This is a genomic window from Halomonas gemina, from assembly GCF_023554995.1.
GTDB classification, from domain to species: domain Bacteria; phylum Pseudomonadota; class Gammaproteobacteria; order Pseudomonadales; family Halomonadaceae; genus Halomonas; species Halomonas gemina.
The window spans coordinates 174,674-188,980 of record NZ_JAMJPK010000006.1 but is presented as its reverse complement, the minus strand read 5'-3'; the positions used below and the strand labels follow the sequence as shown (position 1 = coordinate 188,980).

12 protein-coding genes are annotated in these 14,307 nt (G+C 64.7%); 8 read left to right on the top strand and 4 right to left on the bottom strand.

Annotation, left to right across the window (positions count from 1 at the left end):
* The first annotated feature begins 94 nt into the window (after positions 1 to 94).
* From rdgB to M8009_RS14225, 4 genes are all read left to right on the top strand, one after another.
* Positions 95 to 706, top strand: a complete 612-nt coding sequence (rdgB, locus tag M8009_RS14240) for an RdgB/HAM1 family non-canonical purine NTP pyrophosphatase (RefSeq protein WP_250062342.1) — start codon at positions 95 to 97, stop codon at positions 704 to 706.
* Positions 703 to 1,890, top strand: a complete 1,188-nt coding sequence (gene hemW / locus M8009_RS14235) for a radical SAM family heme chaperone HemW (RefSeq protein WP_250062339.1) — start codon at positions 703 to 705, stop codon at positions 1,888 to 1,890. Before rdgB ends, hemW begins: the two co-directional genes overlap by 4 nt.
* A gap of 30 nt (positions 1,891 to 1,920) precedes the next feature.
* On the top strand, positions 1,921 to 2,604 hold the full coding sequence (locus M8009_RS14230) for a YiaD family glycine zipper/OmpA-like lipoprotein (RefSeq protein WP_250062337.1): 684 nt from the start codon (positions 1,921 to 1,923) through the stop codon (positions 2,602 to 2,604).
* Between the two features lie 87 nt (positions 2,605 to 2,691).
* A complete protein-coding gene (locus M8009_RS14225) occupies positions 2,692 to 3,540 on the top strand; it encodes a 23S rRNA (adenine(2030)-N(6))-methyltransferase RlmJ (RefSeq protein ID WP_250062335.1) in 849 nt (282 codons plus the stop codon).
* An 8-nt stretch (positions 3,541 to 3,548) separates the two neighbouring features.
* Here M8009_RS14225 and mnmE read toward each other — a convergent pair whose 3' ends face one another.
* From mnmE to rpmH, 4 genes are all read right to left on the bottom strand, one after another.
* Positions 3,549 to 4,919, bottom strand: coding sequence for a tRNA uridine-5-carboxymethylaminomethyl(34) synthesis GTPase MnmE (gene mnmE, locus M8009_RS14220; protein ID WP_250062334.1), 1,371 nt, complete (start codon positions 4,917 to 4,919; stop codon positions 3,549 to 3,551).
* A gap of 102 nt (positions 4,920 to 5,021) precedes the next feature.
* Positions 5,022 to 6,719, bottom strand: a complete 1,698-nt coding sequence (yidC, locus tag M8009_RS14215) for a membrane protein insertase YidC (RefSeq protein ID WP_250062325.1) — start codon at positions 6,717 to 6,719, stop codon at positions 5,022 to 5,024.
* 204 nt (positions 6,720 to 6,923) lie between these two features.
* Positions 6,924 to 7,340, bottom strand: a complete 417-nt coding sequence (gene rnpA / locus M8009_RS14210) for a ribonuclease P protein component (protein ID WP_250062323.1) — start codon at positions 7,338 to 7,340, stop codon at positions 6,924 to 6,926.
* A 13-nt stretch (positions 7,341 to 7,353) separates the two neighbouring features.
* Positions 7,354 to 7,488, bottom strand: a complete 135-nt coding sequence (gene rpmH / locus M8009_RS14205) for a 50S ribosomal protein L34 (RefSeq protein ID WP_010626003.1) — start codon at positions 7,486 to 7,488, stop codon at positions 7,354 to 7,356.
* A gap of 522 nt (positions 7,489 to 8,010) precedes the next feature.
* Here rpmH and dnaA point away from each other — a divergent pair.
* The 4 genes from dnaA (at position 8,011) to gyrB (ending at position 14,245) form a co-directional block, all read left to right on the top strand.
* On the top strand, positions 8,011 to 9,474 hold the full coding sequence (dnaA, locus tag M8009_RS14200; RefSeq protein ID WP_250062321.1) for a chromosomal replication initiator protein DnaA: 1,464 nt from the start codon (positions 8,011 to 8,013) through the stop codon (positions 9,472 to 9,474).
* A 61-nt stretch (positions 9,475 to 9,535) separates the two neighbouring features.
* Complete coding sequence (gene dnaN / locus M8009_RS14195) at positions 9,536 to 10,639, top strand: DNA polymerase III subunit beta (protein WP_250062319.1); 1,104 nt, start codon at positions 9,536 to 9,538, stop codon at positions 10,637 to 10,639.
* Positions 10,640 to 10,697: 58 nt separating this feature from the next.
* The gene (recF, locus tag M8009_RS14190; RefSeq protein WP_250062317.1) at positions 10,698 to 11,813 is read left to right on the top strand and encodes a DNA replication/repair protein RecF; all 1,116 of its coding nucleotides are present in this window, start codon (positions 10,698 to 10,700) and stop codon (positions 11,811 to 11,813) included.
* Positions 11,814 to 11,824: 11 nt separating this feature from the next.
* A complete protein-coding gene (gyrB, locus tag M8009_RS14185; protein WP_250062315.1) occupies positions 11,825 to 14,245 on the top strand; it encodes a DNA topoisomerase (ATP-hydrolyzing) subunit B in 2,421 nt (806 codons plus the stop codon).
* Positions 14,246 to 14,307 lie beyond the last annotated feature (62 nt).

Here is a 14,307-nt window from a genome sequence, read left to right as displayed (position 1 = left end):
TGAATGACATTTTACAACCTCTCCGGTCCGGCCATTTCCCCCTGATGGCCTCGGCTCGTAGAATGGGACATACCTCTTCGTCTGGAGAACCAACATGACCCCAGCCCTGCTGGTGCTGGCCAGTGGCAATGCCGGCAAGCTGCGCGAGTTTCATCAGCTGTTCGCCCCATTTGGCTTCGCCGTGCGACCCCAGGCCGACTTCGGCGTGGCCGACGTCGAGGAGACTGGCCTGACCTTCGTCGAGAACGCCCTCCTCAAGGCCCGGGAAGCCAGTCGCCTCAGCGGTCTGCCGGCCCTGGCCGACGATTCCGGCCTCGAGGTCGATGCCCTGAACGGGGCGCCCGGCATCTACTCCGCGCGCTATGCCGGCGAGCCGAAGAGCGATGCGCGCAACAACGCCCGACTGCTGGCGTCCCTGGCCGAGGTGCCGGAGGGGCGTCGCCGGGCCCGCTACTGGTGCGTTCTGGTGCTGCTGCGTCATGCCGAGGACCCGGTGCCGCTTATCGTGCAGCGTAGCTGGGAAGGCGAGATCCTGCTGGCGCCCCGCGGCGAGGGGGGGTTCGGCTATGATCCGCTGTTCTGGCTTCCCGACCACGGTGCGAGTGCCGCCGAACTCACCGCCGAGCAGAAGAATCGTCTCAGTCATCGGGGGCGGGCCCTGCAGGCGCTGGTGGCGGCGATGGACGGCGGGCAAGGAGAACGATGAGCGCCTCTGCCCTGCCACCGCTGTCGCTGTATGTCCATGTCCCCTGGTGCGTGCGCAAGTGCCCCTACTGCGACTTCAATTCCCATGGCGTGGGGCAAAGCGCCGAACTCCCCGAGGCGAGCTACCTCGAGGCGCTGATCGCGGATCTCGAGGCCGACCTGCCGCTGGCCGCGGGGCGTGAGCTGGTGAGTATCTTCATCGGTGGCGGTACGCCGAGCCTGATGTCGGGCGACTTCTACGAGCGGCTGTTGCAGGCCGTGGCGAGACGGCTTCCGCTGGCCGCCGACATCGAGATCACCCTGGAAGCGAATCCCGGAACCCTGGAGCGGGGACGTTTCGCCCACTACCGGGCGGCGGGCATCAACCGCCTGTCGCTGGGCGTACAGAGCTTCCAGGACGCCCAGCTGGCGGCCCTGGGTCGTATCCATGGCGGTGACGATGCCGTGGCGGCCATCGAGGAGGCGCGTCAGGCAGGCTTCGACAACCTCAACCTCGACCTGATGCACGGCCTTCCGCAGCAGACGCCGGCACTGGCGCTGGCCGACCTCGACCGGGCGCTCTCCCTCTCACCGGAACATCTCTCCTGGTATCAGCTGACCCTGGAGCCGAATACCGAATTCCATGCCTTCCCGCCTTCGCTGCCCGTTGAGGAGGTGCTGTGGGATATCCAGGACCTGGGACACGAGCGGCTGGAAGCCGCCGGCCTGGAGCGTTACGAGATTTCCGCCTATGCCCGTGCCGGGCGGGGGTCGCGTCATAACCTCAACTACTGGGGCTTCGGTGACTATCTGGGGATCGGGGCCGGTGCCCATGGCAAGCTCAGCGCTCCGGGCGCCGAGGGCCTGCAGATCCAGCGCCGCTGGAAATCGCGTCTGCCCGACGCCTATCTGCGTCGGCTCCACGACCCACGGGGCTTCGTGGCCGGTCGGGCCGACATCGATGAGCGCGAGCTGCCACTGGAGTTCACCATGAATGCCCTGCGCTTGGTGGAGGGGGTGCCCCTGTCGACCTGGCAGGCCCATACGGGGCGCGGGTCGCGGGCGCTGCTGGACAGGCTGGTCGCGGCCCGTGAAAAAGGACTTCTTGTGGAAGATGCCGACTGGCTTAGGGCATCACCCCAGGGTCTACTATTCTTGAACGAGCTGCTGGCTCTGATCGATGATGAGCGAGCCAGTGAAGGATGACATTCGTCAACCCAAGGAGAAGAGGACACCATGAGCAGATCCATCCGACTGATCGCACCGCTGGCTGCCGCCGCGCTGCTGGTAGGCTGCACCACCACCGACCCCTATAGCGGGGAGACCCAGCGTAGCCAGACCGGGACGGGTGCGGCCATCGGCGCCGCCGTGGGTGCCGCTGCCGGTGCCCTCAGTGGCGACGGTAGTACCAGCCGCCGTGATCGCGCCCTGATCGGCGCTGCCGTGGGTGCCGCTGCCGGCGGTGGCATCGGCGCCTACATGGATCGTCAGGAGGAGCAGCTGCGTCAGAGCACTCAGGGCACCGGTATCGGTGTCGAGCGTCGCGGTGACGATATCGTGCTCAACATGCCGAGCGAGGTGACCTTTGCCTTCGACTCCAGCGACCTGACCCCCAACGCGCGCAACGCCCTCAATGACGTGGCCTCGGTGCTGCAGCAGTATCCCGATACGCGCGTCAACATCGCCGGCCATACCGACAGCACGGGTGATGCCAGCTACAACCAGCGGCTCTCCGAGCGTCGTGCCGAATCGGTGGGCAGCTACCTGGCCCAGTCCGGCGTATCGCGCAACCGCCTGAACATGCGCGGCTATGGTGAGAACCAGCCGGTGGCCAGCAACGACAACGAGCAGGGCCGGGCCCAGAACCGTCGGGTCGAGGTCACCCTGTCACCCATCGAGGACCGCTTCCAGCAGCAGTAAGCCGGTCTCCCAACGCCGTACCTTCGGGCCCGTCACTGCCGTGCAGTGGCGGGCCCTTTCGTCTTGCCGACTCACGGATCTCCTTCCATGCTCTCCTATCAGCATGCCTATCATGCGGGCAATTTCGCCGACGTTCACAAGCATCTGACGCTTTTCGCGGTCATCGACCATCTGTTACGTAAGAAATCTCCCGTTACGTATATGGATACCCATGCCGGTCGGGGCCTCTACCCGCTGGCGGCCGAGGAGACCGCGAGGCTCGGGGAGTACCTTGAGGGCATCGCCCGGCTATGGCAGGCGAGGACGCGCCTGGGTGACGACCCACTGCTCGGCGACTGGCTCGCCGCCGTCGCTCGGGTCCAGGCCCGTAACGGCCGGCTCGACCACTATCCCGGCTCACCCTGGTGGCTGTCGGACAGGTTGCGTCCGCAGGACCGTCTGATGCTTTTCGAGCTCCACCCCGGCGAGCATGGCCACCTGGCCCGTCAGACGCTGCCGGACAATGTGCAGCGTATCCATGGTGACGGCCTGCAGGGGCTGGTGAAGCGCCTGCCGGCAACCACTCCGCGGCTCTGCGTGCTGGTCGACCCCAGCTACGAGCGCAAGGCGGAGTATGGCGAGGTGGCCGAGGCGGTGCTCGAGGCCATGCGCAGGGCACGTCACGGCGTCATGCTGGTGTGGTACCCCCTGTTGCCGGCCGGTCGTCATCGGGAGCTGCTGGAGGGGCTGCGTGAGGGGGGGCTGCGCAAGATCTGGCGCAGCGAGCTCAAGCTGCGCGAGGCGAAGGAGGGCGAGCGTGGCATGGTCGGTAGCGGCATGCTGGTGATCAACCCGCCCTGGGGGCTCGATACGCGGCTGGACGCGGCCATGCGCCAGGTTACGCCGCTGTTGGGAGCGACCTGCCGCCATACGGGCGACTGGTGGGTCGGAGAGTAGGGGTGCGGCTACTTGCCGATGCAGAAGCTACCGAAGATCTCGCCGAGCAGGTCGTCGGCACTGAACTCCCCGGTGATCTCGCCCAGGGCCTGCTGGGCGTCGCGTAGGTCCTCGGCAAGCAGCTCGCCGGCCCCATAGCCAGCGAGCTGCGTTTCGCCGTTACTGAGGGCCTGGCGCGCCCGGTCCAGGGCCTCCAGGTGCCGGCGCCGGGCCGAGAAGCGCCCTTCGGTGGTGGTGGCATAACCCATCACCGACTTGAGGTGCTCTTTGAGGCCATCCACCCCCGCGCCGCTTTTGGCCGACAGCCGAATCACCGGGGTGCCGGTGTCGGCGTCGATGCCGGGGGCCTCGTGGCTGGCGTCGATCTTGTTGCGCACCAGCGTCAGGCGTGAGGGGTCCCGAAGGCGTGCGACGAATTGGGGCCAGATGGCCATGGGGTCGATGGCATCGGTGGTGGCCGCATCCACCAGCAGCAGCACCCGGTCGGCCTTCTCGATTTCCTCCCAGGCCCGGGCCACCCCGATCTTCTCCACCGCGTCCGGCGTATCGCGCAGCCCGGCCGTATCGATGACGTGCAGGGGCATGCCATCCAGGTGGATATGCTCGCGTAGCACGTCCCGGGTGGTGCCCTCGATGTCGGTGACGATGGCGGTGTCCTGTTCGGTCAGCGCATTGAGCAGGCTCGACTTGCCGGCATTGGGACGCCCGGCGATCACCACGCTCATGCCTTCTCGCATCAGCGCCCCCTGGCCGGCCGCGGCCCGCACTTCGGCCAGTTCCGTCTGGACCGCGGCGAGCCTCTCGGCGACATGCCCGTCGGCCAGGAAGTCGATCTCCTCCTCGGGGAAGTCGATGGCCGCCTCGACGTACATGCGCAGCTCGATCAGCCGCTGGACCAGTGACGCCACGCGATGCGAGAACTCGCCCTGCAGGGAGCGCAGGGCGTTCTCGGCCGCCCCCCGGGAACTGGCCTCGATCAGGTCGGCGATGGCCTCGGCCTGGGCCAGGTCCAGCTTGTCGTTGAGGAAGGCGCGCTCCGAGAACTCCCCGGGGCGGGCGAGCCGTGCCCCGAGCTGCACGCAGCGCTCGAGCAGCAGGTCCATGATCACCGGGCCGCCATGTCCCTGCAGTTCCAGGACATCCTCGCCGGTGAAGGAGTGGGGTCCCGGGAAGAACAGCGCGATGCCCTCGTCGATCACCGTGGAGTCGCCGCGGAAGGGCCCGTAGTGGGCGTATCGCGGGGCCGGGCAGTGGCCCACCATGGCCTCGACGATCGTCCTGCAGCTGGGGCCGGAGACGCGGATGATGCCCACGCCGCCGCGTCCCGGCGGGGTGGCCAGGGCGGTGATGGTGTCCTGATCATGGAGGCTGGCGGTCATCGGCGGCTCCTCTGCTGGAAGGGGGATATTCTCCGGGTCGGGCCCCGCAAACGCCAGACCCCCGCCGGAGCGGGGGTCTGGAGGTGAGGGAGAAGCACCGCGTTACTTGGTCTTCATGCCCTTGCCGATGCTCGGGTCGGCCTCGATCTTGCGGGTGATCGCATACTGCTGAACGATCGAGATGCAGTTGTTGACCACCCAGTAGATGACCAGGCCCGCCGGGAACCACAGGAAGAAGAAGGTGAAGACGATCGGCAGCATCTTCATGATCTTCGCCTGCATGGGGTCCGGAGGTGTCGGGTTGAGCATCTGCTGAACGAACATCGAGGCGCCCATCAGGATCGGCAGGATGAAGTATGGATCCTTCACCGACAGGTCCTGGATCCAGAACATGAAGGGCGCGTGACGCAGCTCCACGGACTCCAGCAGCATCCAGTAGAGGGCGATGAACACCGGCATCTGCACCAGGATCGGCAGGCAGCCGCCCAGGGGATTGATTTTCTCCTTCTGGTAGAACTTCATCATCTCCTGGGACATCTTCTGGCGGTCATCGCCGAACTGCTCCTTGAGGCGCTGCATCTCCGGGCCCAGCTTGCGCATGCGGGCCATGGACTTGTAGGCCTTGGCGGAGAGCGGCCACAGGGCCAGCTTCACCAGCAGGGTCAGCAGGACGATGGACCAGCCCCAGTTGCCGATCAGGTCGTGGATCTGGTCCAGCAGCCAGAACAGCGGGTTGGCGATGAACCACAGCCAGCCGAAGTCCACCGTCAGCTCCAGGTGGGGGGCCACGGCCTCGAGTCGCTCCTGCACCTTGGGCCCCATGTAGAGGGTCGCGCCCAGTGTAGCCTCGCCGTTGGCGGCCATGCTGATGGTGGGGCCGGCGAAGGCGGCCACGTTGCGGCCACGGGAGTCGGTGGTGGCGTAGTAGAGGTTCTGCTGGTTCTGGGCAGGGGCCCAGGCCGAGGTGAAGTAGTGCTGGATGATGGCGACCCAGCCACCCTCGACATCGCGGTTGTTGAAGGCGCCCTCCTGAATCTCCTCGAAGTCGACCTTGAGGTAACGATCCTCCGGGGTGGAGTAGGCGGCGCCGAGGAAGGACTGCATGCCCAGGGCCGGACCGCTGGAGGGGTCGCTGCTGTTGTCGCGGGCCAGTTGGCCGATGAAGCGGGCGGTGACCGGCTGCTCGGTGTTGTTGGCCAGGTAGTAGTTCACGTCCACCGCGTAGCTGTCACGCTCGAAGGTGAAGCGTTTGATCACTTCCACGCCATTTACCTCGGCGGTAAGGTCGACCTCGAGACGCTCGTCGTTCTCGCCCAGCCGGTATTCGGTCGCTTCCGGGGCGAAGGTGATGCGTCCCTCGTGGCCCTCGAGCTGAAGGCCGGAGCGTGCCACATAGCTGCGACCCTCGCTGTTGGAGAGCAGCACATAGGGCTGTTTGGAGTCGAGGCTGAAGCGATGCTGGGGCAGCGCCGCATAGACGATGTCACCGCCCTGGGGGTCGATGCGGACATCGAGCACGTCGGTGACCACGGCCACCAGGTCACGGCTGCCTGATGCCGAAGCGGCCTCGCCGGGAATCTCGCCGGTCATGTCGTCCGCCGAACCGGCTGTCGCGGGGACAGAGAGGTCGTCACCACCCGAGGAAGCCGAGTCCTGGCGGGCCCCTTCCTGGGTGCTGCTGGTGATGGCGGGAGCTTGCGGCTCAGGGGTCACCTGTCCGTAGTCCTGATTCCACTGGACGATCAGCAGGTAGGCGAGTACCGCCAGGGGAATCACGAGGAGAAGTCGTTTTACGTCCATGAGGGGTCTGCCCGATGGGTAGTGAACATTCCGATGGTGCAACGCAGGTCGCCCACCCGAGATACACGAAAGCCTGCCGGGGGCAGGCTGGACAACGCGTGCAGGCTGGCTGCATCCAAGGCGTCAGCGTGGAGGGGCGCAGCGAGGATGGCAGGGGTCATGCCCATGCCGGCTCCGGGATACATCGGCACGCTGAGGTGCCGGTCATCGTGCGCGGCCCGCGTTACCGTTCTCCGGGCTGGGCGAGTCCGTCCCGTGGGACGACCTGCGTGCCTCTCGCTCCAGGCGACGCCACATGCCGTGGAGCTGGCGATGCACGGTGGCATTGTCCAGTTCATGGACACCTCGTCTTGCCAGCACCACGATATCCACCGAGGGCAGGCGATGCTGCTGAAGCCGGATGGATTCACGCACGATGCGCTTGAGGCGGTTTCGGTCGACGGCTCTGCGGACGTTCTTCTTGCTGAAGATCAGGCCGAGTCGCGGATGACCTCGCTCGTTGGGAGAGGCGAGGGCCATCAGCCCTTTGCCGTGGACCTTGAATGCAGCCGTTTCGAAGACACGTCGATAATCCCCGGCGGTCAGCAGTCGCAGCTGCCGGGGATAGCCCTGATTGGACACGCGAGGGCCGCGGTCAGGCGCTCAGGCGCTTGCGGCCCTTGGCACGGCGACGAGCCAGTACGGCACGACCATTCTTGGTGGCCATGCGTGCACGGAAGCCATGCACGCGCTTGCGCTTGAGGACGCTAGGTTGAAAAGTACGTTTCATAACTCGTTATTCCCACGTGGTTTTTGGAACGAATCGATCATTCGGAGAGATCCGGATGCCGCTGGCGGACCCGGGGGTGTTCGGTTCAAGACCGGAAATTGTAGTGATTTCAGGCCCGCGGTGCAATTATTCCGTGCGTCACGATGCTGCCGGCAGGGTGTGGCGCGCGCCTGGGCGCTCGTCGCGGCCGCGGGCAATCACCGGCAGTGATCAGGCCCTGTTATCACTATTGGGGATATGTATTGTGAGTAAGTTGCTATAGGCATTTAATATCAGTATTTTGCTTTAAATGTTTAGCTGTGGACAAGGTGGGGATGCTGCGGGGATGACGTGCACCAGCCGCCGGCATCGCATGCCGATGACGTGGGTGCCGAGATCGTCGACCTACAGTCTCCCATCAGACCTTCCTCCATCAGGCCTCCGAGGGTTTTCCACAGAGAATGTCACAATATGGGGCATGTGGATAACCCGTCACCTGAACGATACAATGGGCGGTCGTTTTCAATGCAATGGTGAGGTCGCGTGTCACTGGCTCTCTGGCAACAATGTCTGGATACCCTGCAGGATGAACTGAATTCACAGCAGTTCAATACCTGGATCCGCCCGCTGCAGGCGGAGGAAGGGGAGTCCAACCAGTTGCGCCTGTTGGCGCCGAACCGCTTCGTGCGCGACTGGGTCAGCGACAAGTATGCCAAGCGGATCAGCGAGCTGATGCGTGAACTCTCGCCCGCCAAGCCACCCAAGGTGGTGCTGACAGTCGGCAGTCGCCGCGCGGCGCCGGCTCCTCAGCCTCGTGAGCTGGGCAATCCCGTCTCGGCGTCACGAGCTCCGGCTTCACCGGCAGTCCAGGTGCCTCCGCGGGGGGATGTGGGGGACGAGCGCGAGATCGACCAGCTGCGAGAGGAAGGCGCTGGGCAGCGGCGTGGCGGCGAGCGGCAGGTGCAGGTGGAGGGGAGCCTCAAGCACAGCAGTGGCCTCAATCCTAACTTCACCTTCGAGACCTTCGTCGAGGGCAAGTCGAACCAGCTGGCCAGGGCCGCCTCCCGCCAGGTGTCCGAGAATCCCGGCGGCGCCTACAATCCGCTGTTCCTCTATGGCGGGGTCGGCCTCGGCAAGACCCACCTGATGCACGCCGTGGGCAACGCCCTGGCAACGCGCCGCGAGAATGCCCGCGTCGTCTACCTGCACTCCGAACGCTTCGTGGCCGACATGGTCAAGGCGCTGCAGCTCAACGCCATCAACGACTTCAAGCGCTTCTATCGCAGCGTCGACGCCCTGCTGATCGACGATATCCAGTTCTTCGCCGGCAAGGAGCGCTCCCAGGAGGAGTTCTTCCATACCTTCAATGCGCTGCTCGAGGGTGGCCAGCAGATGATCCTGACCTCCGATCGATACCCCAAGGAAATCAGTGGGGTAGAGGAACGCCTGAAGTCGCGTTTCGGATGGGGTCTGACGGTGGCCATCGAGCCGCCAGAACTGGAGACCCGGGTGGCGATCCTGATGAAGAAGGCCGACCAGGCCAAGGTCGACCTGCCCCACGACGCCGCCTTCTTCATCGCCCAGAAGATCCGCTCCAACGTGCGTGAGCTGGAGGGTGCCCTGAAGAAGGTAATCGCCGACTCCCACTTCATGGGCAAGACGATCACCCAGGACTTCATCCGCGAATCCCTCAAGGACCTGCTGGCGCTCCAGGACAAGCAGGTCGGTGTGGACAACATCCAGCGCACCGTGGCCGAGTACTACAAGATCAAGCTTGCCGACCTGCTCTCCAAGCGTCGCTCCCGCTCGGTGGCCCGGCCCCGACAGGTCGCCATGGCCCTGGCCAAGGAGTTGACCAACCATAGCCTGCCGGAGATCGGTGATGCCTTCGGTGGCCGGGATCACACCACGGTGCTGCATGCCTGCCGCAAGGTGAAGGCGTTGCAGGAGGAGAGCGCGGACATCCGCGAGGACTACAAGAATCTGCTGCGGCTGTTGACCAGCTGAACGGAACACCAGCGGTCGGGTCGCCGGCCTCAATCCCTCCAGGACAAGTAGTGGAGCCGACATGAATTTTTCCATCTCCCGAGAAGCGCTGCTGCGCCCGCTGACGCTGGTTGCCGGCGTGGTGGAGCGACGCCAGACCTTGCCGGTACTCTCCAACGTACTGATTCAGGTCGACCAGGATCAGGTATCACTCACCGGTACCGATCTCGAGGTCGAGCTGATCGGCCGTACCGCCGCCAGCCAGGTGCAAGAGCCTGGATCGGCGACGGTACCTGCGCGCAAGCTCATGGATATCTGCAAGTCACTGCCGGACCAGTCCGAGATACAGCTTTCCCTCGAAGAGGGGAGGGCGGTACTGCGCAGCGGTCGCTCGCGCTTTACCCTCTCGACCCTGCCGGTGGCCGAGTTCCCCAATATCGAGGATGACCCGGGAAACGTGGAGCTCAGCCTGCCGCGGGGCGTCCTGAAGCACCTGATCGATGCGACCTCCTTCGCGATGGCCCAGCAGGACGTCCGCTATTACCTCAATGGCATGCTGCTCGAACTGGGCAACAACCTGGTGCGCACCGTGGCCACCGACGGCCATCGCCTGGCCGTCTGCTCGCGTCCGGCCGAGATCCAGGTGGAGCCCGCCCAGAAGCTGATCGTGCCGCGTAAGGGGGTCCTGGAGCTGGTGCGCCTGCTCGATGATGGCGAGGAGCCGGTAAGTCTGACCCTCGGTGCCAGCCATGTGCGTGCCCATACCGGCGACTTTACCTTCACGTCCAAGCTGGTCGACGGCAAGTTCCCCGACTACGAGCGGGTCGTGCCGCGCGGAGGTGACAAGGTCTTCATCGCCGATCGTGCCGAGCTGCGCCAGGTCCTGTCGCGCACGGCCATCCTCTCCAACGAGAAGTATCGCGGCGTACGCCTGAATCTCGAGGAGGGCAACCTGCGAGTGATGGCCAACAACCCCGAGCAAGAGGAGGCCGAGGAGAACGTCGCCATCGAGTACAGCGGGCCGGTCATGGAGATCGGCTTCAATGTCGGCTATCTCGTCGACGTGCTCAGCGTGCTGGACGAGGACCGGGTGCAGATGACCCTGGCCGATCCCAACAGCAGTGCGCTGATGGAAGAGCCCGGCGGCGGCGACGCCATGTACGTCGTCATGCCGATGCGCCTCTGAGGCGCCGGCCGGTGGCGCCCATGCCGGGCGTCACCGCCGCTGCGGTCGATTCTGCCTGATGCCTCTCGAACGCCTTGCCTTCCATGGCCTGCGCAACCTGCAGGCCGTGGACCTGACCCCGGGCCCTCGCATCAACCTCTTCACCGGCGCCAACGGCAGCGGCAAGACCAGCCTGCTGGAGGGCATCCATGTCCTCGGCATGGGGCGCTCCTTTCGCGCCCGTCAGCTGCGTCACGTCATCGCTCACGATGCCGACGCCATGACGCTGCATGGACGCCTGGCCGGTGATCCGGCGATGACCATCGGCATACGCCGACACCGCGAGGGTAGTGAGCTGGAGATGCGCCTGGCGGGAGAGCGTCTGGAACGCGTCTCGCGCCTGGTGGAGGCCCTGCCGTTGCAGCTGATCAACCCCGACGCCTTCCGTCTCCTGGAGGGGCCGCCGTCTGGGCGACGCGAGTTCCTCGACTGGGGCGTGTTTCACGTGAAACATGGCTTTCTCGATGTCTGGCGACGCTTTCGGCGCGCGCTGAAACATCGGAATGCCCTTCTCCGGCATGGTAGAATGACGGATGCTTCCCTGGATGCCTGGGAACAGGAACTGGTGCACTGGGGCGACCGAGTGGATGGCATGCGTCGCGACTGGATCGAGATGTTCGTTCCGGTGTTCGAGGACACGTTGGCCGAGCTGATCACCCTGCCTGGGCTTTCGCTGCGCTATACGCGCGGCTGGGACCGCAGGCGAGAACTGGCGGACATCCTTCATCAGGCACGCGACACCGATCGCCAGATGGGCTTTACCCAGCAGGGGCCTCAGCGGGCAGAGCTGGGTATCCGTCTCGGCAAGCGTCCGGCCGTGGACGTGCTCTCCCGCGGTCAGCAGAAGCTGGTGGTGAGTGCCCTGAAGCTGGCCCAGGGGCGCCTGCTCGAGCAGATCACCGGCCGCACCTGCATCTACCTGATCGATGACCTGCCTGCCGAACTGGATCTCGAGCACCGCCGGGTATTCTGCGGCTGGCTGGAGCGGATGCGCTGCCAGGTGTTCGTCACCAGCGTCGACCCCGATGCCCTGGCAGGCCTCTGGCAGCCGGACACCCAGGTGGCGATGTTCCACGTGAAACATTCCGAATCGGGGCAGGGACAGCTGCTGCCACTGGACAGACAGACTTCATGACGGAGTAGTCAATGAGCGAACAGGCTTACGACTCATCGAGCATCAAGGTCCTCAAGGGTCTGGATGCCGTACGCAAGCGGCCGGGCATGTATATCGGCGACACCGACGACGGCACGGGCCTGCACCACATGGTGTTCGAGCTGGTGGACAACTCCATCGATGAAGCCTTGGCCGGATACTGCAGCGAGATCCGGGTCATCATCCATCCCGACGAATCTGTAACCGTCACCGACAATGGCCGTGGCGTTCCGACCGAGCTTCATGAAGAAGAGGGCGTGTCGGCGGCCGAAGTGATCATGACGGTGCTGCATGCCGGCGGCAAGTTTGACGACAACTCCTACAAGGTGTCCGGTGGCCTGCATGGCGTGGGCGTCTCGGTCGTCAATGCCCTGTCCGAGGAGCTCAAGCTGACCATCTGGCGTGCGGGCCAGATACATGAGCAGATCTATCACCATGGCGTTCCCGATGCGCCGCTGTCGTTGGTCGGCAAGACGGAGAAGAGCGGGACGCGCGTGCACTTCCGCCCCTCGTCCGAGACCTTCCACAACATCGAATTCCACTACGACATCCTGGCCAAGCGCCTCAGGGAGCTCTCCTTCCTGAACTCCGGCGTGGCCATCCGCCTGATGGACGAGCGCAGTGGCAAGGAGGAGCTGTTCCACTACGAGGGTGGTCTCAAGGCCTTCGTCAATCACCTGAACACCAACAAGACGGTGCTCAACCCGGTGTTCCACTTCAATGCCGAACGAGAGGATGGCGTCGGCGTGGAGGTGGCGATGCAGTGGAACGACACCTTCTCCGAGAACATCTTCTGCTATACCAACAACATCCCCCAGCGGGATGGCGGCACCCATCTGGCGGGTTTCCGCGCGGCCCTCACTCGCTCCCTCAACCACTACATCGAGGCCGAGGGGTTGCTCAAGAAGGCCAAGGTCAATACCTCCGGCGACGATGCCCGTGAGGGACTGACCGCGATCATCTCCGTGAAGGTGCCGGATCCGAAGTTCTCTGCCCAGACGAAGGACAAGTTGGTCTCCTCCGAGGTCAAGACCGCGGTTGAGCAGGAGATGGGGCGGCTGTTCTCGGAATACCTGATCGAGAAGCCCAACGAAGCCAAGGCCATCGTCAACAAGATGCTGGATGCGGCACGTGCCCGCGAGGCGGCGCGCAAGGCGCGTGACATGACCCGCCGCAAGGGAGCCCTGGACATCGCGGGCCTGCCCGGCAAGTTGGCCGACTGCCAGGAGAAGGACCCCAGCCTCTCCGAGCTTTTCCTCGTCGAGGGTGACTCGGCCGGCGGAAGTGCCAAGCAGGGGCGGGATCGTCGTACCCAGGCGATCCTTCCGCTCAAGGGCAAGATCCTCAACGTCGAGAAGGCGCGCTTCGACAAGATGCTCTCTTCGGCAGAGGTCGGCACCCTGATCACGGCCCTGGGCTGCAGTATCGGCCGGGAGGAGTTCGACCCCGACAAGCTGCGCTATCACTCCATCATCATCATGACCGATGCCGACGTGGACGGGTCGCACATCCGGACCCTGCTGCTGACCTTCTTCTTCCGCCAGATGTCGCAGCTTATCGAACGAGGCCATGTCTTCATCGCCCAGCCGCCGCTCTACAAGATCAAGCGTGGCAAGCAGGAGCTCTATCTCAAGGATGAGCAGGCGATGATCGACTACCTGACGACGACGGCGCTCGACGGAGCCCGGCTGCATGTCAATGCGGATGCACCCGGCATCGGCGGTGCCCAGCTGGAAGCCCTCGTCAACCAGTATCGCGATGTGATGAAGCGCATCGATCGCCTGTCGCGCGTCTACCCCAATGTGGTGCTGCGCAAGATCGTCCATGCGGCGCATCTCGACGGCGAGCAAAGCCTGCGTGATCGCGTCACCATGCAGAACTGGATAGAGTACCTGCAGGCCGAGATGGATGCGCTGGTCTCCTACGAGGGTGGCCCGAGATATACCTTCCGCCTCGAGGAGGAAGGGGAGCGTGGTGTCTTCCTGCCGGCGGTGACGCTGACGGCGCATGGTGTCACTACCGACTATGTCTGGGGTATCGAGTTCTTCACCAGTGCCGACTATCGCGCCATGGCAAGCCTCGGCGAGACGCTGGACGGTTTGCTGGAGGAGGGCAGCCATGTGGCTCGTGGTGAACGACAGAAGCCCGTCGCGACCTTCTATGATGCCCTGGAGTGGCTGATGGCCGAGGCCCAGCGAGGCCTATCCATCCAGCGCTACAAGGGGCTGGGCGAGATGAACCCGGACCAGCTCTGGGAGACGACCATGAACCCGGATACCCGTCGCATGCTGAGGGTCTCCATCGAGGATGCGGTCGCCGCCGACATGATGTTCAATACCCTGATGGGTGACGAGGTCGAGCCCCGCCGCGACTTCATCGAACGCTATGCGCTGGTGGCCAACCTGGATATCTGATGGCCGAGGTAGCATGTTCCACGTGAAACACTACTGAAGGCGCCCAGCGCCCAGCACCAAAG